Genomic DNA, 23,315 nt, shown 5'->3' with positions numbered 1-23,315 from the left:
ACACCCAGGGTTGGCCGCAACGCTCAGTACATGCCGATCGACAACCCCGCCGCCAGCGTGGCGCCCAGCTCCTCCGCCGCCGCCAGATCCGCCGCTGTCGCCTCGCCGCGCACGATCAGCGGCGGCAGCACCTGTTGCAGCGGATAGCCGCGCGCGATGCGCTCCACCGCCTGCACCGCGCCGCGGCCGTCGTTGCCGGCCGACACCAGCAGCGCATAGGGCAAACCGTCCACCCTCCCCTGCGCCGGATAGTAGGTACGGTCGAAAAAATCCTTCAGCGCGCCGGCCATGTAGCCGAAGTTTTCCGGCGTCGCCAGCAACAAGGCATCGGCCTGCAGCAGCTCGTCGATGCCGGCCTGCAGCGCCGGCAGCTGGCACAGGCTGACCTCCTCCGCCAGCGTGGCGATGCCGCGCGCGGCGGCATCCGCCAGCTGCAGGGTGTGGCCGCTCTGGCTGGCGTACACCAGCAGCAACGTTTTCATGCTGCCTCCAGCCGCGCCAGCAACGGTGCCAGCAACGCCGGCTGCGGCCAGTCGCACGGCGCGACAAAGCCGCGCGCCACTTCCTGCCAGCGGCCGTCGTCACGCGGCCGTAGCTCCGCCACCAGTTGCGGCGCGGCAAACTGCCGGCTCGCCAACTGCAGCTCGGTCAGCGAGCACGTATCCTCACCATCGAGCAAGGCCGGCGCCAGCCAGCGCAGGCGCGGCAGCTGGCACCAGCGGCTGTCCGCCGCCCGCTGTGGCCAGTCGTCGTCGCACCGTATCCACCAGCCGCGATTAGCGTGCGGGTTCAGCGGTGCGGCCAACGTTGTCATTAGCGCCGACGGCGGCGAGAACAGCCAGCCTCTGGTGCGCGCCGCCACCTCGCAGCCGGCGAAACCGACCGGCAGACAGGCCGCTGGATGGCGCGACAGCTGCAGCTGTTGCCGTGTCTTGCCGGCCTTCAGCAGCAGCGCGTCGCGCAGGCTGGCGCCGACCCAGGCGCCGCCTTCCAGCTGCAGATAAAACTTGCTGGCGGCCTCCAGATGCAGCGGCACACCATCGATACGCAGCAGGAAGTCGAACTCACCGACCGTCTTGCCGCCGTCGCGCACCGGCAGGTTGGCCGCCACCAGCTCGATGTGCGGCGCGAGGCCGAACCAGAACGCCAGCAGCCGCTCGGCGTAGAAACCCAGCCGTCGCACCGGGTGCGCGGCGAGGTAAGCCAGCAAGGGCTGCGGTACCGCGTCCAGCGCCAGCAATTGCGGCCAACCTTGCGCGCCCAGCAGCCGCGCCGGGTCGATGTCGGCGCTATCCTGCCACGGCGACGCCGACGTCAGCAGCCAGGCCAGGTCACGCACCGCCGGCGTGTGCAGCGCCGCAAGGTTGGCCGCAGGCATCTCAGTCTTCGCGTTTCTTGCGCGGCGGCAGCGTGCCGTCGGCAAAGCGCTGCGCCTGCTTGAAGAAGCCGCGCAGGATGTCGATCTCCTCGCGCTGCAGCGCGGCGCGGTGGAACAGCGTGCGCATGCGGCGCAACAGGCGCTCGCTGTTGCGGTGCTCCAGATAGCCGACGTCATCCATCGCCGCTTCCAGATGGCCGCAGAAGCTGTCGACCTCGCCCAGCGTCGCGGTGCGGTCTTCCGGCTTCAGGTAGTCGACGCTGACACCGCTGTGGCTGAACAGCTCGTAGGTCATCACCTGCACCGCCATCGCCAGATTCAGCGAGAAGTAGTCCGGATTGCCCGGCACCGTCACCAGACGGTTGCACTGCTCCACCTCGTCGATGGACAGGCCGAAGGTCTCGTTGCCGAACACCAGCGCCACCTGCTCGCCGTCGCGCGCGCGCGCCATCAGCTCCGGCGCGGTCTCTCGCGGGGTGGACAAGGGCGTCGACAGCTCGCGACGGCGGCTGGTCAGCGCGCAGGCGACGCTGACATCGGCCAGCGCCTCGGCCAGGCTGGACACCACGATGGCGTTTTCCACCACGTCCACCGCGCCGGAGGCCAGCACATTGGCCTCCTCGTGCGGGAAGGCCTTAGGCTCGACCAGATACAACCGGGTCAGGCCCATGGTTTTCATCGCACGCGCCGCCGAGCCGATATTGCCCGGATGGCTGGGACGCGCCAGCACGACACGAATGTTCTTCAAAAAATCAGGTACTTGGGGTTTATTCATTGGCTGCTTTTGCGTAGAATCGCGGTTTATTCAAAAACTCCGCACCGTGCGGGGTTTTTTTGTTCCTTAACATCGACCAGTAATAAGGCAGCCGCGCCGTGGCGAACCCGCCCGCGCGCCTGCCCAGATGATTCATTCAGAGGCTATCAATGCATCCAATTCTCACCATCGCCATCAAAGCAGCACGTCGTGCGGGCAACATCATCCAGCGAGCATCGCTGAACATGGAATCCGTTCGTGTCGAAAACAAGAAGCACAACGACTTTGTTTCCGACGTAGACCGTGCCGCCGAAGCTGCGATCATTGATGTGATCCTGGAAGCCTATCCGAAGCACGCGATTCTAGCAGAAGAGTCCGGCGCCAAAGGCATCGGCGAGTCCGAGTACGAATGGATCATCGACCCACTGGACGGTACCACCAACTTCCTGCACGGCCACCCGCAATACTGCATCTCCATCGCGATGGCGCATCGCGGCCAGATCCAGCAGGCGGTGGTGTACGACCCGAACCGCAACGAACTGTACTCCGCCTCCCGCGGCGTGGGCTCGTTCATGAACGACCGCCGCATCCGTGTCTCCAAGCGCATCAACATGAACGAATGCCTGATCTCCACCGGTTTCCCGGTGGTGGACCAGAGCATGCTGGACACCCATCTGGACATTCTGAAAGACGTACTGAAGAAGACCGCCGGCGCCCGCCGCGAAGGCTCCGCCGCGCTGGACCTGTGCAACGTCGCCATCGGCCGCGTTGACGGTTTCTTCGAATTCAACCTGAAGCCGTGGGACATCGCCGCCGGCAGCCTGATCGTGCAAGAGGCAGGCGGCATCGTCACCGACATGCACGGCGAGCAGACCTGGCTGGAAAGCGGCGACATCGTGGCCGCACCGCCGAAGGTGCTGGGCCAGCTGCTGCCTATCATCGGCAAGCACGTCAAGTAATCCCCGTTGCGGCCAACCTTGGCCGCAACAGACACACACCCCCGCGCCTCACGGCCGGGGGTGTTTTGTTTTACGGCACGGGAACCGCCGCCCCCGCCGCGAGCTCACAACTCCAGCCCGTTCACCAGCCTGGCCCCGCACCATGACCGACCTCAGCCCGAAAAAACTGCTGCACAGCAAGTGGACCGCGCTTGCGCCGCGCGATCGCGAAAAGCATTTCCTGGTCGTCGCCGTCGAGCATGATCCGCTGGACGCACAGCGCGTCACCACCATCACGCTGGAAGCGGTGCTCAGCCGTCGCCACTACACCCTGCCGTGGCGGGCACTGGCCGATGCCGCGCACTGGCAGCGCGGCTGGCGTTAGCGCAGCAAAAAACCCCGCCCGATCTCGTCGTCCGCCTCCAGCGTCCAGCTGGCTTTGCCGCTGTAGTGGGCACGGCCGCTGACGCGGACGGTGACCGCGTTGTGGCCGGGAAGCTTGGCCGCACCGTTCACGCTGGCGCTAAAGCGGGCACCGGTGATGCTCTCGAACACGCAGGCTTCGCCGGCGGCCACCAGGCCGTGGGCGTGGCGCAGCGCCATGCGGGTGGTGACGCCGGAGCCGGTGGGGCTGCGGTCCACTTCGGCGTCGGCAAACACGCACACATTGCGGCTGGGGCCGTCGCTGGCGCGCTCCTTGCCATCGGTGAGGATGCTGCCGTACAGAAAGCCCAGGTCTTCGGCTTCGGGGTGGCGCACGTTGATGCTGCGCCGTACCGCCTCGGAGATCGTGGTGGCGGCGTCCACGATGTCGCGCAGGCGGCCGTCCAGCGACACGCCAAGGTTGGCCGCAGAGGTCACCGCGTAGAAGGCGCCGCCGTAGCCGATATCGACGCGGATGCGGCCAACCCCCGGTACCTCCATCTCGTGATCCAGCGCGAAGGCGAAGGCCGGCACGCTGTCGAAGCTCACGCTGCCGTCTTCCGCCAGCCAGGCGGTAACCAGGCCGCACGGGCATTCGATGCCTACGCGTGTCAGCGGTGCGGTGCGCGCCACCAGGCCGTGATCCACCGCGTAGCGCGCCAGCGCGATCACCGCGTGGCCGCACATGGTGCTGTAGCCCTCGTTGTGGATGAACAGTACCGCGAGGTCCGCGCCGGGCAGGCTGGGGCGCACCAGTACCGCGCCGTACATGTCGTAGTGGCCGCGTGGCTCGAACATCAGCAGCTTGCGCACGCCGTCCAGCCGTTCGCGCATGTCGCGGCGCTTGGCCAGGATATCTGCGCCGTGAATGTCGTCGATCAGGCCGGGAATGATGCGCACCGGCTCGCCGCCGGTGTGCATTTCGATGGTGTCGAAAGTGCGGGTCTGCCAGTTCATGCTGCTGCTCCATCAAAAAAACGGCCGGCTTGTGCCGGCCGCAAATGCAACGATCAATTAACCTCTACGCCTACTGCGCTGGCTGCGTTTACTGCACCGCTTCCTGTACCGCTTACTGCACCACGGTCTTCACCTTCCAGTCATTGCCTTCCACCGCGGAGATGGTCACCGGCGCGTTCTTCAGGTTGCCATGGCCGTCAAAGCTGAAGTCAGCGGTCACGCCCTTGTAGCCGGTCTTGGCGATCAGCGGCAGGAACTTGGCCGGCTCGGTGGAGTTGGCGCGCTTCATGGCGTCGGCCACGATCATCACACCGTCGTAGAACTGCGGCCCCAGCAGTACCACGTCCTGCTTGAAGCGCGCCTTGTAGCGGGTTTCGAAGTCGCGGCCGGCTGGACGCGAGCCCAGCTCGCCACCCGGCACCGCCGAGAAATGGCCGGCTGCGTCGGCTCCGGCCAGCTTGATGAAGGTCGGGGTGCTCAGCATGTCGCCGCCCATCAGCTTGGCGTTGATGCCCAGGCGCTTCATCTGGCGTGCCATCGGTGCCGCCTGCGCATCGGCGCCGCCGTAGAACACCACGTCCGGGTTCTGTGCCTTCAGCGCAGTCAGTATGGCGGTGAAGTCGGTGGCCTTGTCATTGGTGTATTCGCGCTTCACCGGCTTCTTGCCCATGCTTTGCAGCGACTTGATGAACTCGTCGGCGATGCCCTGGCCGTAGGCGGAGCGGTCGTCGATCACCGCGATGCGCTGTGCTTTCAGCTGCATCACCGCGTAGCGGCCCAGCGAGCCGCCGACCTGGCTGTCGCTGCCCACCAGGCGGAAGGTGGTCTTGTAGCCGGCGGTGGTGTAGGCCGGGTTGGTGGATACCGACAGCTGCGGAATGCCGGCATCGGAGTAGATGCGCGACGCCGGGATGGACACGCCGGAGTTGAAGTGGCCGATCACCGCCTTGACGCCGGCATCGACCAGCCGCTGTGCCACCTGGGTGCCGACGCGCGGGTCGGCCTGATCGTCCTCGGACACCAGTTCGAACTTCACTTTCTGGCCGGCTATGGTGATCGGCTTGGCGTTCAGGTCGTCAATGGCCATGCGGGTGGCGTTTTCGTTGTCCTTGCCGTAGTGCGCCTGCGGGCCGGACAGCGGCGAGGAAAAGCCGAGTTTCACCACGGTATCGGCCTGTGCCGCGCTGATGGCGAACGGGGCCATCATGCCGCCCAGGGCCAGAACCAGATGCAGCGTACGCGGTGCGATGGAAGGTTTCATGCTGTTTCTCCTTTGTGTTCACTACTGGAAAGTTGGCCGCAAGGCGGCTGTTTGTTGCCTAAGAGCTGTGGGCGGTCTTGTTGCCGCATGCTTGCTGCTGCAAAGGCCCGGCACATGCTGTGCCGGGAAATGCTTCAAAAACGGCCGGGGCGGTAGGCACCGGTATCCATGCTGGGTGTCAGCGCGCAAATCTGCTCGGTCAGCAGCGCGCCGGTGGTGGCCGCCAGCGTCAGACCCAGGTGGCCGTGGCCGGTGGCGAAGTACAGGCCGGGGCAGTCTGGTGCCGGGCCGATCACCGGGATGGTGTCCGGCACCGACGGGCGGTTGCCCATCCACACCTGCATGTCGCGGGTGTCGAAATCGCCGACGATGCGCCGCGCCCGGTCCACCAGGATGTGGGCGCGCTCCCAGTTCGGCGGCGCGTCGCGGTGTGCCAGCTCCACGGTGCCGGCCAGGCGCAGGCCGCCGTTTGCCATCGGCAGGATCACGAAGCTTTCGCTGGCGCACTGGATGAAGTGGTGCAGCGCCACGCCGGCATGCGGCAGGGTGACGTGGTAGCCGCGCTCGCTTTCCAGCGGAATGCGGCAGTGATGCTGCTGGCTGAAGCGGTCGCTCCACACGCCGCAGGCAATCACCACGCCGTCGGCTGCCAGCCGGCCACTGTTTTCGGTGTCCACGCCGACGATGCGGCCAGCTTCGCTGGCGGTGGCCAGCACCTCGTCCTGAATGAAGCTGCCGCCCTCGCGGATGAAGGCATCGAACAGGCCACGGCTGAAGGTGTAGGGGTCGTCCACGTGCGACCACTGCGGCACTTCCACCGCCACCTGCCATTCGTCGGCGATCTGCGGTGCGGTGGTGGCCAGCGCGGCGCGATCCAGCTTGCGCCATGCCACGCCGTGGGCGCGCTTGGTGTTCCAGGCCGGCTCGGCGGCACGGAATTCCGCCTCGCTGCGGTACAGGGTGAGATTGCCGTGGCGGCGCCACATATGCGTTAGCCCGGCGCGCTCGATTAGCGGTGCGTAGTCGGCATTCACCCGCGACAGCAGCGCATTCAACTGATTGGTCAGCTCGGCCACCTTGCTCGGCCGGCTGGCGGCCAGAAAGCGCAGCAGCCACGGTGTGAGGCTGGGCAGGTAGCGCCAGCGCAGTGCCAGCGGCCCCAGCGGGTCGAACATCCAGCCCGGCACCTTGCGCAGCACACCCGGTTCGGCCAGCGGGATGATGTCGCTCACCGCGAAGGCGCCGGCATTGCCGTAGCTGGTTTCCATCGCCGGCTCGCCGCGGTCGAGCAGGGTGACGCGGCAACCGGCCAGCCGCAGCTGTAGCGCGGTGGCGATGCCGACGATACCGGCGCCGACCACGATGATGTGTTCCGGGCGATGTTGTGCGCGTGCGTTCATCATTAGCCCACCACGAAGCCGTGCACATACGGATCGGCGTCATCCAGCAGGATGCGGTTGTAGCCGGTGGTAATCGCCCAGCCTTCGATACCGGGGATGATGGCCGGGATGCCGGCTACCTCGGTTTCCGCCTCGATGGTGCCGGTGAACTGGCTGCCGATGATGCTTTCATGCACCAGCACATCGCCCTTCTTCATCAGGCCGCGGCCATAGCGCTGCGCCAGTCGTGCCGAGGTGCCGGTGCCGCATGGCGAGCGGTCCAGCGCTGCCGCGCCGTACAGCACGGCGTTGGCCGCATGCGAGCCAGGGGTCTTGGGCGCGCCGGTCCACTGCACGTGGCGCACGCCGCGGATGTTGGCATCCAGCGGATGCACGATTTCGTAGTGCGCGTTGATGTAGTCGCGCAGCTCGTTGCCCATCGCCACCAGCTGTGCCGGCGTGTAGTCGCCCATGTCGCGGTAGTTCTGCTGCGCTTCCACGATGGGGTAGAAGTTGCCACCGTAGGCAATGTCCACTTTCAGCTTGCCCAGCGCGGCAATCTCCACCTCCACGTCCTGCATGAACAGGAAGGACGGCACATTGGTGAGCTTCACCGATTTCACCTTGCGGCCAACCTGGGTGTACTCGGCCACCACCTTGCCCGCCGGGGTGTCCAGATTCAGTACGCCCGGGGTCTTCGGGGTAACGATGCCGTGCTCGATGGCCATGGTGACCACGCCGATGGTGCCGTGACCGCACATCGGCAGGCAGCCGCTGGTCTCGATATACAGCACCGCCACATCGCAATCGTCACGGGTGGGTGGGTACAGGAAGGCGCCGGACATCTGGGCGTGGCCGCGCGGCTCGTACATCAGGCCGGTGCGTATCCAGTCGTAGCGCTGCAGGAAATCCAGTCGGCGCTCGGCCTGGGTGTCGCCATGCAGTTCCGGGGCGCCCTTGGTGACCAGCCGCACCGGGTTACCGCAGGTGTGGCCGTCAATGCATTCAAATTCGGTTACTGCCATCGCTGTGCTCCTTGGCTTGCGTTGGCTTCACTGTAGGATTTTGCCGCTTTGAATACAATAATTGGATGCAATTTTGCCAAAATGCCACAGCATGAATTCGGCAATGTATATGCAGAAAACCGGGCTTACAGGTAGGCAAATCAATGATTTGTGCTGGTGTTGCAAAAAATCACAGCGTATTTTGGATAACGGCATGCTGCGCTGCGATGTGGATTTTGAATGCAAAAACTGTTGAGTTTTGTATTCAAAAAGCCCTAGCATGAAATGGACCGCAGCACAGTCGCTGCACCCTACCCCCTGAAGGAGCAACACCATGGCACATCTCTGGACTGGCGTTTTCCCCGCCGTTACCACCAAGTTCAACGCTGACGAGTCGCTGGACATCGCCGGCACCGTGAACCACATCAAGTGGCAGCTGGACTGCGGCGCCGACGGCATCATCGTCTGCGGTTCGCTGGGCGAGGCTTCCACCCTGACCGCGGACGAAAAAATCGCCATCCTGAAGGCAGCCAAGGAAGTGGCCGGCAACAAGCCGGTGCTGCTGACCGTGGCCGAAGACAGCACCCGCGCCGCTGCCGCGCTGGCCCAGGCCGCTCACGCCGCCGGCGCCGACGGCATCATGCTGCTGCCGGCCATGCGCTACGTGTCCGACGAGCGCGAGACCATCAATCATTACCAGCGCGTGGCCGATGCCAGCCCGCTGCCGATCATGATCTACAACAACCCGATCGCTTACGGCGTGAACATCACCCCGGAAATGTACGTAGAGATGGCAAAAGAGCCGAAATACGTGGCGATCAAGGAATCCAGCGGCGACATCCGCACCCTGACCAACGTGATCAATGCCGTGGGCAGCCGCTACGCCATCTTCAGCGGCGTGGATGACCTGGCACTGGAAAGCATCGTGATGGGCGCCGACGGCTGGGTTGCCGGCCTGGTGGTGGCGTTCCCGAAAGAAACCGTGGCCATCTACAAACTGGCCAAGGCCGGCCGTGTGGAAGAAGCCCGTGCCATCTACCGCTGGTTCGCGCCGCTGCTGCACCTGGATGTGTCGATGAAGCTGGTGCAGAACCTGAAGCTGTGTGAAGCCATGGTCGGCGTGGGCACCGAGCATGTGCGCGCCCCGCGTCTGCCGCTGACCGGCGCCGAGCGCGAGCGCGTGGCAGCGATCATCCAGGCCGGGCTGGATAGCCGCCCGCAGCTGCCGGCGGTGTAAGCGTCACCGCAGTACTCTCCCCGATCTTGCGGCCAACCTTGCCGCAGTCCCGCCTTCCCGCTCTCGCGGCGGGAGGGCCATTTTTTTCGGCTGTAAGCAGGAAGGTGCCCCGAAAACCCGGACTTCCAGGCGAGACAAGGCGCGAACGAAACTCCCGACACCGCATGGATTGGCGACGTCAGGAGGGATTATTCGTGAGCACCGCAATATCGCAACGAAAGCGGGGGTTTTGCGGCGTGCCCGTGCCAGCAGCAGGCAGGAGTCTTTATGCATTGCAACCTCATCAATGGCGAATGGCGCGGCGGGCAGCCGGCCATCGTCAACCGCAACCCCTCCGACCTCGATGACGTGGTGGGCGAATACGCCAGCGCCGGTGCCGACGACATGCGCGAGGCGGTGGCCGCGGCGCGTGCCGCCTTCCCGGCGTGGTCGCGCAGCACGCCGCAGCAGCGCGCCGACATCCTGGACGCCGCCGGCAGCGAGATTCTGGCGCGCAAGATCGAGCTGGGCACGCTGCTGGCGCGCGAGGAAGGCAAGACGCTGCCGGAAGCCATCGGCGAGGTGGCGCGCGCCGGCCAGATCTTCAAGTTTTTCGCCGGCGAGGCGCTGCGCGCGCAGGGCGAGCTGGTGGATTCGGTGCGCCCGGGTGTGGAGGTGCTGATCAGCCGCGAGCCGGTAGGCGTGGTGGGGCTGATCACGCCGTGGAACTTCCCGATTGCCATTCCGGCGTGGAAAGCCGCGCCGGCGCTGGCCTTCGGCAACACCGTGGTGATGAAGCCGGCGGAGCTGGTGCCGGGCTCGGCCTGGGCGCTGGCCGACATCCTGCAGCGCGCCGGCTTGCCGGCCGGGGTGTTCAACCTGGTCATGGGCAGCGGCCGCGTGCTGGGACCGGCGCTGCTGGATGCCGGCATCGACGCGCTGAGCTTTACCGGCTCGCAGGCCACCGGCGAAAGGTTGGCCGCAGACTGCGCGGCGCGCGGCATCAAGGTGCAGCTGGAAATGGGCGGCAAGAACCCGCTGGTAGTGGCCGACGACGCCAAGCTGGAGCAGGCGGTGGAGTGCGCGCTCAACGGCGCGTTCTATTCCACCGGCCAGCGCTGCACTGCCAGCAGCCGCTTGATCGTGTGCAGCGGCATCCATGACCAGTTCGTTGGCCGGTTGATGGAACGCACTGCCGCGCTGCGGGTGGGCAATGCGCTGGCGGCGGAGACGCAGATCGGCCCGGTGGCCAGCGAATCGCAGCTGGCCGGCAACCTAGGCTACGTGGAACAGGGCCTGGCCGAAGGTGCCAGCCTGCTGTGCGGCGGTGAGCGGTTGCAGCTTGCCACCCGCGGCTACTACCAGTCGCCGGCGCTGTTTGCCGGCTGCACGCCGCAGATGGCGATCAGCCGCGAGGAAATCTTCGGCCCGGTGGCAGCGGTGCTGCGTGCCGATGACTACGAGCATGCGCTGGCGCTGGCCAACGACACGCCGTTCGGGCTGGCTTCCGGCATCTGCACCCAGTCGCTGGCGCTGGCCACGCACTTCCGCCGTAACAGCGAAGCCGGCATGGTGATGGTGAACCTGCCCACCGCCGGGGTGGATTACCACGTGCCGTTCGGCGGCCGCAAAGGCTCCAGCCACGGCCCGCGCGAGCAGGGCCGCTACGCCGCGGAGTTCTATACCACGGTGAAAACTGCCTATATCGGCCTGTAAGGCTTGCTCTGCGTGCAGCCAATCCTGACTGCACCTTGCGCCCTGCGGGGCGCTTTTTTGTCGCAGCCAGCAATGACAAGCGCGTGGCCGGACGGCCAGCTATGGTAAGGTAGCGCCTGCATGAAAGAGGTCACCATGAGTCAGGAAAGCAAGGACAGCGCACCGCTGTCACTCACCACCGTCGCTACCGACGCCATCCGCCAGCGCATCCTCGCCGGCGAATGGGCCGACGGCAGCCAGCTGCGCCAGGAGGCGCTGTCGCGCGAACTGGGCATGAGCCGCGTACCGGTACGCGAGGCGCTGCGCCAGCTGGAAGCGGAAGGGCTGGTCAATATCGAGGACAACAAGGGCGCGGTAGTGTCGCGGCTGTCGCTGCCGGAAATCGTCGAGCTGCTGCGCGTGCGCGTGCTGCTGGAGTGCGACGTGCTGCTGGAGGCGATCCCGCGCCAGACCAGCGCCGACATCGCCGAGGCCGAGGCACTGCTGGCCAAGTTCGAGATCGCGCTGCGCGACAAGGACATCAGCGCGTGGGGCATCCTCAACGCGCAGTTCCACATGGCGCTGTACCGCGCCGCCGCCCGGCCGCAGACGCTGGCCATCATCGAGCAGCTGCACAACCGCACCGACCGCTACACGCGGATGCAAATCCTGCTCACCGGCTTCAACGACCGCGCCCACCACGAGCACACCCGGCTGCTGGAGCTGTGCAAGCAGAAGGACGCCATCAGCGCGGCGGCCTTCCTGCGCCAGCACGTGCTGAACGCGGAAGAAGCGCTGGAGGCGTGGTATCGCGCGCAGGAAAGCCAGCAGAAAAGCACGCGCGGACGCAAGAAAAAAACCGCGTCCTGAGCCTCGTCACACGACGGCGGCTAAAGCCTTGTTTTTCCGTAAAAATCGCCGCCAGCACCGCCAACAAAGGCGCCAAGGCTTAAGCCACACCACCGCAGGGGGCTTTTCTTTGGCCGCCAAGCCGGTTAAAATGCGCAGCATTCGGGGTGTAGCTTAGCCTGGTAGAGCGCTACGTTCGGGACGTAGAGGCCGGAGGTTCGAATCCTCTCACCCCGACCAGAATCAGAAAGCCGGAAGTGCTGCCCAGCACTTCCGGCTTTTGCCGTTTAACGGCCCCTGCTATCGCGTGTGGCCATGAAAAAGGGCACGACCCCGGTCGTGCCCTTTTTGCGGAAATCGGCGTCGCGCTTACTTGCGGTCGCTGTTTTTCACCTTCTTGATGAACATCACGATGATGGTGGTGACGATTACCGACGTCACGCCGATGGTGATGACACTCAGCAGGCCGACGTCGTCGGAGAGCAGTTGTTTCCACAGTTCCATTTCAAGCTCCTCCCGGTGGTTTCCGGTATCTAATCAGGATAAATTCGATCTTACCCCTACCCTTGTCAGGGACTTTGATACAGGTCAATCCGCCGCGAGGCACCCGCGGGAAAGCAACAGCCCGCCCCCCTCCTCCTCAGGAATAGCTCAGCCCGCGCGCCTTGCCCCAGAACACGCGGTAGGCGAACACGGTGTAGGCGATGATGGTGGGCAGCACCACCGCGGCGCCGATCAGGATCACCCACAGCGCCTCCGGATCGCTCGCCGCCTGCCAGATGCTCAACCGGCCGATGACGATCTCCGGAAACACGCTGTAGGCCAGCCCCCAGAACGACAGCAGCACGATACCCACCGTGGCGGCAAACGGCAGCCAGCAGAAGTTGTCGTTACCCGCCGCCTGCCTTGCGGCCAGCCTTGGCAGGCTGACGGCCAGCAGCCCGAACAGCGCCAGCGTGACCAGCGGCAAGGGCAACAGCAGCAGAAAGTCCGGCAGCACAAACCATTTGGTGGCGATACGGCTGCTTGCCAGTGGCGTGGCGATCGACACCAGCAACACCGCGAGCCCGGCGCCCAGCAGCGCGCGCTGCGCCCAGCGCGTGGCGCGCTGCTGCAGCTCGCCTTCGGTTTTCATGATCAGCCAGCCGGCCCCCAGCAGCACGTAGGCGGCGGTCAGCCCGGCCCCGGCCAGCAGCGCGAAGCCCCACGCCGCCGCGCCGGGCGCGAAGCCGGTGAGGTAGCGCCCCAGCATCACGCCCTGGCTGCCTGCGGCCAACAGCGAGCCGGCAGCGAAGGCGGCGTTCCACGCCGGCTGGTGCTGCGCCTGCGCCTTGACGCGGAAGTCGAACGCCACCCCACGCAGGATCAAGCCCAGCAACATCAGCGCCACCGGCAGATACAGCTCGCCGAGGATGATGCCGTGCGCCATCGGGAAGGCCACCAGCAGCAGGCCGACCCCCAGTACCAGCCAGGTTTCGTTGGCATCCCAGAACGGGCCGATGCTGGCGATCATGGTGTCGCGCTCGCTGTCGCTGCCCAGCGGCAACAGCACACCGACGCCCAGGTCGTAGCCGTCGAGAATCACGTAGGCCAGCAGCGAGATGGCCATCAGGCCGGCGAAGATTACCGGCAATACCAGTTCCGCAGTCATGCCGATACTCCTTCAAGGTTGGCCGCAGCCGGCGTGCCGGCCTTCTTCGCGAGGTAAAACACCACCGACACGTAGCTCACCAGCAGCACCACATAGAGCGCAAGGTACATCAGCAAGGTGGACAGGATCATGCCGCCGCCCACGCTGGAGGCCGCATCGGCGGTGCGCAGGATGCCGGTGACCAGCCACGGCTGGCGGCCGATTTCGGTAACGAACCAGCCGGCCAGCGTGGCCACCCAGCCGGAAAAGGTCATCGCCACCAGCACGCGACTCAGCCACGGCGCCGGTTCGCCGCGGCGGCGCAATTGCCACGCTGCCAGCCAGCTGGCCAACAGCATCGCCACGCCCACCGCCACCATCACGCGGAAGCTCCAGAACACCTTGGCCACCGGCGGGTGTGCGCCGGCAAACTCGTTCAGGCCGCGGATTTCGCCGTCCGGCTGATGGGTGATGATCAGGCTGGCCAGCTTGGGAATGCCAACCTCGAAGCGGTTGCTTTGCGTCGCCTCGTCCGGCAGCGCGAACAGCAACAAGGGCGCACCACGCTCGGTGTGCCACACGCCTTCGATCGCCGCCAGCTTGGCCGGCTGGTGGTGGAAGGTATTCAGCCCGTGCGCGTCGCCGACCAGAATCTGCAGCGGGATCAGCACTGCGGCCAACGTGACGCCGGTCTTGAGCGCCGCGCGCACGCTGGCGGCACGATCGCCGCGCAGCCAGCGGTAGGCCGACACCCCGGCCACCAGGAAGGCCACGGTCAGGCCGGACGCCAGCAGCATGTGGCTGAGTCGATAAGGCATCGACGGGTTGAAGATCACCCCCAGCCAGCTCTGCACGTGCACCTTGCCGGCAATGACCTCCACCCCGGCCGGGGTCTGCATCCAGGAATTCAGCGCGATGATCCAGAACGCCGACACCGTGGTGCCGAACGCCACCAGGAAGGTAGCCAGCGTGTGCACGCGGTTGCTCACCCGCGAGCGACCGAACAGCATGATGCCGAGGAAGGTGGCCTCCAGGAAAAACGCAGTCAGCACCTCGTAGGCCAGCAGCGGCCCGGCCACATTGCCGACATGCTGCATATAGCCCGGCCAGTTGGTGCCGAACTGGAAGCTCATGGTGATGCCGGTGACCACGCCCAGCGCAAAGGTGAGCGCGAAGATCTTCACCCAGAAACCGTAGGCGTCCATCCACGCCTCGTCGCCGCTGCGGTTGAAGCGGGTCTTGAAGTACAGCAGCACCCAGCCCATGGCGATGCTGATGGTGGGAAACAGGATGTGGAAACTGATGTTGGCCGCAAACTGGATGCGCGCCAGGATGACGGGATCGAACGACTCCATGATCTATGCCTCCTTGCCGCTGTCGCGGCCGGTCAGGCGGCCGATGCTCTGCGTGAACTGCAACACCTTCTGCACCTGGCTGCCCAGCTTCATCAGCTTCTGCAGCGTCTCCACGTCCATGTCGCGGATGTCGGCGAACCACTTGGTCACCAGCTCGATCAGCTGGTACATCTCGTTCATGCGCGCCTGCGCGTGGCGCTCGGCGTCGCCGGATGGTGTTTCCATGATCGCGCCGCGCAGCATGGTCAGCGTCGGCTCCACCTCGCGCTTCTGCCGCTCCTCGGCCAGGGTCTTGAAGATCGCCCACACGTCTTCCGGGGTGGAGAAATACTCGCGGCGGTCGCCCGGCAGGTGCTGCAGCTTGACCAGGCGCCAGGCCTGCAGCTCTTTCAGCGCCATGCTGGTATTGGAGCGCGAACAGCCGATGGCCTCCACGATATCGTCGGCGTTCAGCGGTTTGTCGGATACGTACAGCAAGGCGTAGATCTGGCCCACGGTGCGGTTGATGCCCCAGTGGCTGCCCATTTCGCCGAAATGCAGCACGAAGGATTGAATCAGGGGTGGCAGGTTCATGTTGTTTTCCAGTTTTCAGTAATTTCTGAAAGTTTGATATGGATCATAGACTCTGAAAATAATGCTTGTCAAACCACAGCGCGCGCGGCACTGGACACCGCCACCATTCATTGCTTCCGCAAGCCGGAACTAAGTCGCATACTGGAATGGATACGCACCGAGCGCGCCAGTCATGCCCGACCCCCATCACATCCGCGATGCCCTGCTACGGCACAGCGCCAGCTGCATCGGCAAAAAGTACCTGCAACAACTGGTCAGCCAGCTCGCCAGCCTGACCGGTGCCGAGCGCGTGCTGCTGTCGCAGCGCAGCAACGGCCCGCACCGCCAGCTGCGGCTGCTGTTTGCCAACGACGCCGGCGACACGTCGCACCCACTGCCCTGCAACTGCCAGTTCGACAACCGCCAGCCGCTGCTGCTCGGGCGCGGCCTGCGCCAATGCCTGCCCGACACCAGCCAGCAGGCGTGGCAGAGCTGCCTCGCCTGGCCGCTGCTGGACGACGAGGCACACTGCCTCGGCCACCTGGCGCTGCTGGATGCGCGCCCCGACTTCTTCGCGCCGGAGCTTCCGGCACTGCTGCAGCCCTTCATCGAACGCGCCGGCGCCGAGCTCGCGCAGCTGCAACAGCACGAGAAACAGGCCAGGCGCCAGCACTGGCAGCAGCTGCACAGCGACATCCTGCGCCAGAACGCGCAGGGCACGCCGCTGGACACCCTGTTGCGCACCGTGGTGCAGCAGATCGAGCAGGCGCTGCCGGAGTGGCGCTGTTCCATCCTGCTGCTGGATTCGCGCGGCCGCCTGCAGCCGGTGGCCGGGCCGTCGCTGCCCGGCGCCTATCAGCAGCGCCTGGTCGGCCTCGCCCCCGGCCCGATGGTCGGCAGCTGCGGCGCAGCGGTGTGGCACGCGAAACGGGTGGTAGCGGAGAACCTGCAACTGCACCCGAACTGGGCACCGTACCGCGAGCTGGCGGCGCGCTTCGAGCTGGGCAGCTGCTGGTCCGAGCCGCTGATCGACAGCAAGGGCACCGTGCACGGCAGCTTCGCCGTCTACCACCGCACGCCGCTGGCGCCGACGCCGCAGGCGATCACCATCCTCGAAGACACCGCGCGCCTGCTCGCGCTGCTGCTGGAAAACCAGACCATCCACCGCCAGCTGGATAGCCGCAGTCAGTGGTACCGCGCCATCCTGCAGAACGCCGCCGACGGCCTGTCCATCATCGACATGAACGGCCGCTTTCTGGAGGCCAGCGACAGCCTGTGCCAGATGCTGGGCTACAGCCTGGACGAGCTGCTGCACATGCACCTGTGGCAGGTGGTGCCCGGCAGCACGCCGCAAAGCATCCGCCAGCGGCTGGCCGCCACCGGTGAGGACGGCGAGACCTTCGAAAGTATCAACCGCACCAAGGACGGCACCCTGCTCGAGGTCGAGGTCAGCGCCCGCCGCCTGATGCTGGACGGCCAGCCGGTGATCTGGGGCTCGGCGCGCGACATCAGCCAGCGCAAGGCGCTGCAGCGCATCCTGGAGCAGCAGGCCACCATCGACGCGCTGACCGGCCTGTTCAACCGCCCGACCCTGCTGGCGCGGCTGGAAACCCAGCTGCAGCTGGCGCAGGTGCAGCACGCGCCGCTGTCGGTGCTGATGCTGGACCTCGATCACTTCAAGCAGATCAACGACCACCACGGCCACCACGCCGGCGATCTGGTGCTGGCCGCGCTGGGCGACGCGCTGGAAGAGGTGCTGCGCGAGAGCGACGTCGCCGGCCGCATCGGCGGCGAGGAGTTCTGCCTGCTGCTGCCGGGGCTGGGGCTGCACGAGGCGCTGGACCTGGCCGAGCGCATCATCGACGACATCAGCGAGCTGCGCATCCAGAGCGGGCACCACATCCTCGCCATCACCTGCTCCATCGGTGTCGCCTGCCTGCAGGCCGACGACGACAGCCGCACCCTGCTCGCCCGCGCCGACAGCGCGCTGTACGCGGCCAAGGCCGCCGGCCGCCACCGCGCCGTCGCGCTCAGCGCCGACCCGCCGTGACGACACCGGTCACATCCCGTAAAATACCTTGCCGCGCCCCGCCAGTCGGGGCGTTGCCTATTGCGGCCAACCTTTTTTACCTCCGACGGACAGCCTGATGACCACACCCCAGCACACGCCGATGATGCAGCAGTATCTCGCCCTGAAACGCGAACACGCCGACAAGCTGCTGTTCTACCGCATGGGCGACTTCTACGAGCTGTTCTACGACGACGCCGAGAAAGCGTCGCGGCTGCTGGACATCACCCTCACCGCGCGCGGCGCCAGCGGCGGCAACCCGATCAGGATGGCCGGCATCCCCTACCACGCGGCCGAGGGTTATCTCGCGCGCCTGGTGAAAATGGGCGAGTCGGTGGCCATCGCCGAGCAGATCGGCGACCCGGCGACCAGCAAGGGCCCGGTGGAGCGCAAGGTGGTGCGCATCGTCACCCCCGGCACGCTGACCGACGCCGCGCTGCTGGACGACAAGCGCGACAACCTGGTGCTGGCCGTCAATATGCACAAGGGCGTGCTGGGCCTCGCCTGGCTGTCGCTGGCCAGCGGCGAATTCAGGATCATGCAGCCCGGTGTGGAAGAACTGCATAGCGAGCTGGAGCGGCTGAAGCCGGCCGAGCTGGTGATCCCGGACGACACCGGCCTCGCGGCCTTCGACACCATCGCGATGCCCAAGAAAAAGCTGCCGCCGTGGCAGTTCGACAGCGAGTCGTCCACGCTGGCGCTGACCCGCCACTTCGGCACCCGCGACCTGGCCGGCTTCGGCGCCGACACCCTGCCGGTGGCGGTGGGCGCCGCCGGCGCGCTGCTGGAATACGTGAAGTCCACGCAAGGCGTGAACCCGGCGCACATCGCGCAGCTGGCGGTGGAGGACGCCGGCGAGCTGATCCGCATGGACGCCGCCACCCGCCGCAATCTGGAGCTGACCGAGACCATCCGCGGCGAGCCATCGCCCACCCTGGCGTCGCTGCTGGACAGCTGCGCCACCAGCATGGGCAGCCGCCTGTTGCGCCACTGGCTGCACCACCCGATCCGCCGCCACGACAAGCTGGCGCGCCGCCTGCAGGCGGTGCGCGCGCTGCTGCCGGTACACACAGACATCCACGCGCAGCTGCGCGAGGTGGCCGACATCGAGCGCATCACCGCGCGCGTGGCGCTGCGCTCGGCCCGGCCGCGCGACCTCGCCGCGCTGCGCGATTCGCTGAGTGCGCTCACCGGCGCCAAAACGTTGGCCGCAAGCCTGGACGCGCCGCTCCTGGCCGAGCTGGCAACGCTGCTGCCGGACAATTCGCCGGTGGAAAGCCTGCTGCGCACCGCCATCCTGCCGGAGCCGGCCACCTTCCTGCGCGACGGCGGCGTGATCAACCATGGCCTCAATGCCGACCTCGACGAGCTGCGCGCGATCCAGAACGACTGTGGCGACTTCCTGCTGCAGCTGGAGGCGCGCGAGCGGGAACGCACCGGCATCAGCACGCTGAAGGTGGAATTCAACCGCGTGCACGGCTTCTACATCGAGGTGTCGAAGGCGCAATCGGTGAACGTGCCGGAAGACTACCGTCGCCGCCAGACGCTGAAGAACGCCGAGCGCTACATCACGCCGGAGCTGAAGACCTTCGAGGACAAGGCGCTGTCGGCGCAGGACAAGTCGCTGGCGCTGGAGAAGCAGCTGTACGAGCTGGTGCTGGACCAGCTGGCGCCGCACATCGCCGAGCTGAAGCTGATCGCGCAGGCGGTGGCCGGGCTGGACGTGCTGGCGGCCTTCGCCGAGCGCGCCGAGACCCACAACTATGTGGAGCCGCAGTTCGTACCGGAGACGCGGCTGGACATCGTCGCCGGCCGCCACCCGGTGGTGGAAGCCGAGGTGGAGCGTTTCATCGCCAACGACACCCGCCTCGCCGCCGAGCGCAAGCTGCTCTTGATCACCGGCCCGAACATGGGCGGCAAGTCCACCTATATGCGCCAGAACGCGCTGATCACCCTGATGGCGCACATCGGCAGCTTCGTGCCGGCCGACGCCGCCACCATCGGCCAGATCGACCGCATCTTCACCCGCATCGGCGCCAGCGACGACCTCGCCGGCGGGCGCTCGACCTTCATGGTGGAGATGACCGAAACCGCCAACATCCTCAACAACGCGACCGACAAGTCGCTGGTGCTGATGGACGAGGTTGGCCGCGGCACCTCCACCTTCGACGGCCTGGCGCTGGCGTGGGCGATTGCCAAGGCGCTGATCGAGAAGAACCGCGCCTACACGCTGTTCGCCACCCACTACTTCGAGCTGACCAGCCTTGCCGCCAGCTATAACACGGTGGCCAACGTGCACCTGTCGGCGGTGGAGCACAAGGACCGCATCGTGTTCCTGCACCATGTGGAAGACGGCCCGGCCAGCCAGAGTTATGGCCTGGCGGTGGCACAGCTGGCCGGCGTGCCACCCAAGGTGATCCGCGAGGCAAAACGCTATCTCGCCGAGCTGGAAAACCAGTCCGCCGCCAGCCAGCAGCCAGACCTGTTCAGCACGCCGCGCGTGGTGGAAGTGGAGGCCGAGCCGCACCCGGCGCTGGAGCGGCTGCGCGATATCGACACCGACAGCCTGACGCCGCGGCAGGCGCTGGACTTGCTGTACGAGCTGCAGAAAATGACAAAATAAAGTCAGGCATTCTGCATACGGTTGCCTACAATACAAACACGAATCTGCCGCAAATACAGTGCAGACAAGTGAGCCCCCGATCAACGCTGTCCCACAGGAGGAACCCCATATCATGCATGCAGAAGGTTACGCCGTTACATCCGCACTGGCCCGCCTGTTCGGGGCGCCCAACGGTGGCGAAGCCCTCCCTCTTTCAGGCATCCGCGAACGCGCGATGCGGGAGTTGTCGCAATTTTCCGCACTCGTCCGCGAAGAGCTGGGCGGCCTGAATATTTCCATCCCACCAGCAATCAGCCTGGTCAGCTGTTCCGATTGCCAGCTCACCCTGGGAAGCGAACACCCGCAGCGGGAACGCATCCTGGCATGGCTGGACGGCAATGACCGTGTTACCAAATATTTCAAGGAAGTCGAAGTGCTGTTCGAGGTGGTACGCGCCACCGAAAACCTGGGTGTCACTTTTGCGGAGGACAGCTGTTTTCACATCGGCCTGACCAGCGCAGGCCCGATCGCCTACTTCCAGGACCTCGAGTGCACGCCGCAATAGGCACAAGGCACAAGGTCAAAACAGAACCGGGAGCGCTGAACTCCCGGTTTTTTCATGCCCGCGCCGCTCCGCCGTAGCGGTGGCAGAAGCGCAGTTCCACCGGGTAGGGAAAGAAGTCCTCGATGAAGCCGTCGCGGATACGCTGCTGCTTGTGCTGCCAGAACGCCACGTCCAGCAGTTCGCGGTGGTACTTGAGGAACACCCGCCGCACCAGCGGATCGCCCAGCAGGAAGGTGCCGAACTCCTCCGGAAACACGTCGCCGCGCGCCACCGGGTACCACACCTCGCCGGACATCTCCATTTCCGGGTTCGGCGCCGGCGGAATGCGGCGGAAGCGGCAGTCGGTCATGTACTCGATTTCGTCGTAGTCGTAGAAGATCACCCGCCCGTAGCGCGTCACGCCGAAGTTCTTGAACAGCATGTCGCCCGGGAAGATGTTGGCCGCCGCCAGATCGCGGATGGCGTCGCCGTACTCGCGCACCGCCCGCTCCTTCTCCTGCTCGTCGCAGTTCATCAGGTACAGGTTCAAGGGCTTCATGCGCCGCTCGATGTACAGGTGCTTGATGACGATACTGTCCTCGCCCTCCTCGATGCTGCTGGTGGCCAGCCGGCGCAATTCGTCCAGCAGCTCGTCGCTGAAACGCGCCTTGGGAAAGGCCACGTTGGAGAACTCCAGCGTATCCGCCATGCGGCCAACCCGGTCGTGGCGCTTCACCAGCTGGTACTTGGCCTTCACCGTGGTGCGGTCCACCTCCTTCGGCCCGCCGAACACGTCCTTGATCAGCTTGAACACGTAGGGGTAGGACGGCAGGGTGAACACCAGCATCACCAGCCCGCGGATGCCCGGCGCCACCGTGAACTGGTCGCCGGAGTGCTGCAGGTGCTGCATGAAGTCGCGGTAGAAGGTGTTCTTGCCCTGCTTCTGCAGCCCCAGCATGGTGTACAGCTCGGCCTTGGTCTTGGTGGGCAGCATGGAGCGCAAAAACTGCACGTAGCCGGACGGCACCTCCATGTCGGCCATGAAGTAGGCGCGGCTGAACGAGAACAGCACGCCGATACGCCACGGCTCCAGCAGGATGGTGTCCAGATACAGCCGGCCGTCGGCGTCGTGCAGCACCGGCACCGCGAACGGGTAGACCTGCCCGCCGTTGATCACCTTGCCGAAGAGGTAGGCGCTCTTGTTGCGGTAGAAGGCGCTGGACAGCAGCTGGATCTGCAGGTTCGCCTCGGCCTGCGGCCAACGTTGGCCGCAAAATTCGTCCGCCGCGCGGATCACCTGCGCCAGGTCGCGCGCCAGACTGGCAAACGGCCGTTGCCAGCCGAAATCCGCGACGATCTGGCGCAACACGCGGCGCAGACCGCGCTGTGCCGGGTAGTAGCTGCGGTAGCTCGGCGGATCGGACTCGATGTACTCGGTCGAGATCGCCGGGCGGATGAAGATGAAATCGTTGTTGAAGTAGTCGCGGTGCAGGATGCGGGTGAACACCGAGTTGAAGAAGGTCTCGGCCAGCTCCGGCTGCTTGTGGTTGGTGAGCAGGCCGATGAAGTACAGCTTGGCCTGCTGCCAGATCTCGTCATCCAGCAGGTCGGCGTGGTACTGGTGCTTCAGCCGCTGCACCGTCTCGTGCACGCGCTCGTCGTAGAACTGGATGCGGTCGCGCACCAGCCTCTGCACGCCCTGCCAGTCGGCCGCCTCGAACAGCGGCTTGGCCTGCTGGCTGACGGTGCGGAACAGCCGGTAGTGGCGGTCGAAGCCGTCCACCAGCGCCTGCGCGATCTCGCGCGCCACCGGGTTGTAGTACTCGGGAATCTGCATCGTGACACCTCGCTGGCGCCGGCAGCCCGGCACAGAGGAATGACTACTGCGGCCTTACTTCTTCTTGGCGAAACGGAAACGCGGCGCCGGGGCGGACACGGCCTGCGGCGCGGCGGACGGCGTTCTGTTCTGGTTCGCGGGGTGCTTGCCCGCGGAATTTTTGCTCACGCCATCCTTGCGCGCCGGCGCCGCCACTCGCGTGCGCGGCAGGTCGGCCATCGACACCTCGACGCTGCGCAACATGCCCGGCTGCAGCCCGTCCAGCCGCCACGGGCCGATGGCCACGCGCACCAGGCGCAGCGTCGGCAGGCCGACTTTGGCGGTCATGCGCCGCACCTGACGGTTCTTGCCCTCACTGATGATGATTTCCAGCCAGCAGTCCGGCACCGTCTTGCGAAAGCGTACCGGCGGCTTGCGCTCCCACAGCGACGGCGCTTCCGGTAGCACGCGTACCTCTGCCGGCCGGGTAACGAAGTCGCCCAGGTCGACCCCGTCGCGCAGCGCCTGCAGCTTGTCCTCGTCTGGCCGCCCTTCCACCTGTACCCAGTAGGTCTTGGGCAGTTTCCAGCGCGGGTCGCTGATGCGGTGCTGCAGCTCGCCGTCGCCGGTCAGCAGCAGCAGGCCCTCGCTGTCGGTATCCAGCCGCCCGGCCGGGTAGATGCCTGGCTCGGCGACGCAGGACTTGAGCGTGGGATGCAAGGGGTGCTCGGAAAACTGGCAAATCACGCCGTAGGGCTTGTTGAGCAGGAAGAGTTGGGACATGTCCGTGCCGACCGGTATTTAAGTAATGACCGGGATGATAGCAAGGCTGCCCGCCTGCGGTCACACGCGCGTTGCCGACGGCGGCTGCGGCCAACCTTGTGCCCCGCACAG

Annotated in this window: 21 protein-coding genes and 1 tRNA gene; 9 read left to right on the top strand and 13 right to left on the bottom strand. The window is 65.9% G+C overall.

Annotated features, from left to right (window positions below; translation table 11 throughout):
* Positions 1-23: 23 nt before the first annotated feature.
* From PQU96_RS01245 to PQU96_RS01235, 3 genes are read right to left on the bottom strand one after another with little or no spacing between them, the layout of a single operon-like run.
* Positions 24-482 (bottom strand): NAD(P)H-dependent oxidoreductase, encoded by a 459-nt coding sequence (locus tag PQU96_RS01245; RefSeq protein ID WP_272770470.1) that lies wholly within the window; start codon positions 480-482, stop codon positions 24-26.
* Positions 479-1,378: a DUF1853 family protein gene (locus PQU96_RS01240; RefSeq protein WP_272770469.1), complete on the bottom strand. Its 900-nt coding sequence runs from the start codon at positions 1,376-1,378 to the stop codon at positions 479-481. Before PQU96_RS01240 ends, PQU96_RS01245 begins: the two co-directional genes overlap by 4 nt.
* Position 1,379: 1 nt before the next feature.
* Positions 1,380-2,153, bottom strand: coding sequence for an RNA methyltransferase (locus PQU96_RS01235; RefSeq protein ID WP_272770468.1), 774 nt, complete (start codon positions 2,151-2,153; stop codon positions 1,380-1,382).
* Between the two features lie 149 nt (positions 2,154-2,302).
* Here PQU96_RS01235 and PQU96_RS01230 point away from each other — a divergent pair, with 149 nt between their 5' ends.
* Both PQU96_RS01230 and PQU96_RS01225 read left to right on the top strand, forming a co-directional pair.
* Complete coding sequence (locus PQU96_RS01230; RefSeq protein ID WP_272770467.1) at positions 2,303-3,091, top strand: inositol monophosphatase family protein; 789 nt, start codon at positions 2,303-2,305, stop codon at positions 3,089-3,091.
* 142 nt (positions 3,092-3,233) lie between these two features.
* Positions 3,234-3,455 carry a TIGR02450 family Trp-rich protein gene (locus tag PQU96_RS01225; RefSeq protein WP_272770466.1) on the top strand — a complete coding sequence of 74 codons (222 nt, stop codon included), beginning with the start codon at positions 3,234-3,236 and terminating at the stop codon, positions 3,453-3,455.
* On the opposite strand, the gene PQU96_RS01220 is transcribed toward PQU96_RS01225, so the two are convergent.
* From PQU96_RS01220 to PQU96_RS01205, 4 genes are all read right to left on the bottom strand, one after another.
* On the bottom strand, positions 3,452-4,450 hold the full coding sequence (locus PQU96_RS01220) for a proline racemase family protein (protein WP_272770465.1): 999 nt from the start codon (positions 4,448-4,450) through the stop codon (positions 3,452-3,454). The two genes, PQU96_RS01225 and PQU96_RS01220, sit on opposite strands and share 4 nt — an antisense overlap.
* Positions 4,451-4,562: 112 nt before the next feature.
* Entirely contained in the window at positions 4,563-5,711 is a 1,149-nt protein-coding gene (locus PQU96_RS01215) for a branched-chain amino acid ABC transporter substrate-binding protein (protein ID WP_272770464.1), read from the bottom strand.
* Between the two features lie 134 nt (positions 5,712-5,845).
* On the bottom strand, positions 5,846-7,114 hold the full coding sequence (locus tag PQU96_RS01210) for an NAD(P)/FAD-dependent oxidoreductase (protein ID WP_272770463.1): 1,269 nt from the start codon (positions 7,112-7,114) through the stop codon (positions 5,846-5,848).
* On the bottom strand, positions 7,114-8,115 hold the full coding sequence (locus PQU96_RS01205; protein ID WP_272770462.1) for a 4-hydroxyproline epimerase: 1,002 nt from the start codon (positions 8,113-8,115) through the stop codon (positions 7,114-7,116). Before PQU96_RS01205 ends, PQU96_RS01210 begins: the two co-directional genes overlap by 1 nt.
* A 313-nt stretch (positions 8,116-8,428) precedes the next feature.
* On the opposite strand from PQU96_RS01205, the gene PQU96_RS01200 reads away from it, so the two are divergent.
* From PQU96_RS01200 to PQU96_RS01185, 4 genes are all read left to right on the top strand, one after another.
* Positions 8,429-9,331: a dihydrodipicolinate synthase family protein gene (locus tag PQU96_RS01200; protein WP_272770461.1), complete on the top strand. Its 903-nt coding sequence runs from the start codon at positions 8,429-8,431 to the stop codon at positions 9,329-9,331.
* A 267-nt stretch (positions 9,332-9,598) separates the two neighbouring features.
* On the top strand, positions 9,599-11,026 hold the full coding sequence (locus tag PQU96_RS01195) for an aldehyde dehydrogenase family protein (protein WP_272770460.1): 1,428 nt from the start codon (positions 9,599-9,601) through the stop codon (positions 11,024-11,026).
* Positions 11,027-11,161: 135 nt separating this feature from the next.
* Positions 11,162-11,875: a GntR family transcriptional regulator gene (locus PQU96_RS01190; RefSeq protein ID WP_272770459.1), complete on the top strand. Its 714-nt coding sequence runs from the start codon at positions 11,162-11,164 to the stop codon at positions 11,873-11,875.
* Positions 11,876-12,017: 142 nt separating this feature from the next.
* A tRNA-Pro gene (locus PQU96_RS01185) sits at positions 12,018-12,094 on the top strand.
* A gap of 129 nt (positions 12,095-12,223) precedes the next feature.
* On the opposite strand, the gene PQU96_RS01180 is transcribed toward PQU96_RS01185, so the two are convergent.
* The 4 genes from PQU96_RS01180 to PQU96_RS01165 form a co-directional block, all read right to left on the bottom strand.
* Positions 12,224-12,358 (bottom strand): DUF3149 domain-containing protein, encoded by a 135-nt coding sequence (locus tag PQU96_RS01180; protein ID WP_082133684.1) that lies wholly within the window; start codon positions 12,356-12,358, stop codon positions 12,224-12,226.
* 136 nt (positions 12,359-12,494) lie between these two features.
* Complete coding sequence (locus tag PQU96_RS01175) at positions 12,495-13,505, bottom strand: cytochrome d ubiquinol oxidase subunit II (protein ID WP_272770458.1); 1,011 nt, start codon at positions 13,503-13,505, stop codon at positions 12,495-12,497.
* Positions 13,502-14,839 carry a cytochrome ubiquinol oxidase subunit I gene (locus PQU96_RS01170; RefSeq protein WP_272770457.1) on the bottom strand — a complete coding sequence of 446 codons (1,338 nt, stop codon included), beginning with the start codon at positions 14,837-14,839 and terminating at the stop codon, positions 13,502-13,504. The genes PQU96_RS01175 and PQU96_RS01170 overlap by 4 nt, the downstream gene beginning before the upstream one ends.
* 3 nt (positions 14,840-14,842) lie before the next feature.
* Complete coding sequence (locus PQU96_RS01165; protein WP_272770456.1) at positions 14,843-15,412, bottom strand: GbsR/MarR family transcriptional regulator; 570 nt, start codon at positions 15,410-15,412, stop codon at positions 14,843-14,845.
* Between the two features lie 172 nt (positions 15,413-15,584).
* Here PQU96_RS01165 and PQU96_RS01160 point away from each other — a divergent pair, with 172 nt between their 5' ends.
* From PQU96_RS01160 to PQU96_RS01150, 3 genes are all read left to right on the top strand, one after another.
* Positions 15,585-17,441, top strand: coding sequence for a sensor domain-containing diguanylate cyclase (locus PQU96_RS01160; protein WP_272770455.1), 1,857 nt, complete (start codon positions 15,585-15,587; stop codon positions 17,439-17,441).
* Positions 17,442-17,538: 97 nt separating this feature from the next.
* Positions 17,539-20,082 (top strand): DNA mismatch repair protein MutS, encoded by a 2,544-nt coding sequence (gene mutS / locus PQU96_RS01155; RefSeq protein ID WP_272770454.1) that lies wholly within the window; start codon positions 17,539-17,541, stop codon positions 20,080-20,082.
* A gap of 112 nt (positions 20,083-20,194) precedes the next feature.
* Positions 20,195-20,626, top strand: a complete 432-nt coding sequence (locus tag PQU96_RS01150; RefSeq protein WP_272770453.1) for a hypothetical protein — start codon at positions 20,195-20,197, stop codon at positions 20,624-20,626.
* Between the two features lie 52 nt (positions 20,627-20,678).
* Here the strand turns inward: PQU96_RS01150 and aceK are convergent, their stop codons facing one another.
* Both aceK and PQU96_RS01140 read right to left on the bottom strand, forming a co-directional pair.
* Positions 20,679-22,442 (bottom strand): bifunctional isocitrate dehydrogenase kinase/phosphatase, encoded by a 1,764-nt coding sequence (gene aceK, locus PQU96_RS01145; protein WP_272770452.1) that lies wholly within the window; start codon positions 22,440-22,442, stop codon positions 20,679-20,681.
* Between the two features lie 54 nt (positions 22,443-22,496).
* A complete protein-coding gene (locus tag PQU96_RS01140) occupies positions 22,497-23,204 on the bottom strand; it encodes a pseudouridine synthase (RefSeq protein WP_272770451.1) in 708 nt (235 codons plus the stop codon).
* Positions 23,205-23,315: the final 111 nt, after the last annotated feature.

This window comes from Vogesella margarita, from assembly GCF_028548475.1.
In the GTDB taxonomy this organism is placed as follows: domain Bacteria; phylum Pseudomonadota; class Gammaproteobacteria; order Burkholderiales; family Chromobacteriaceae; genus Vogesella; species Vogesella margarita.
The sequence above is the reverse complement of the archived record's forward strand: the minus strand, read 5'-3'. Positions and strand labels throughout refer to the sequence as shown.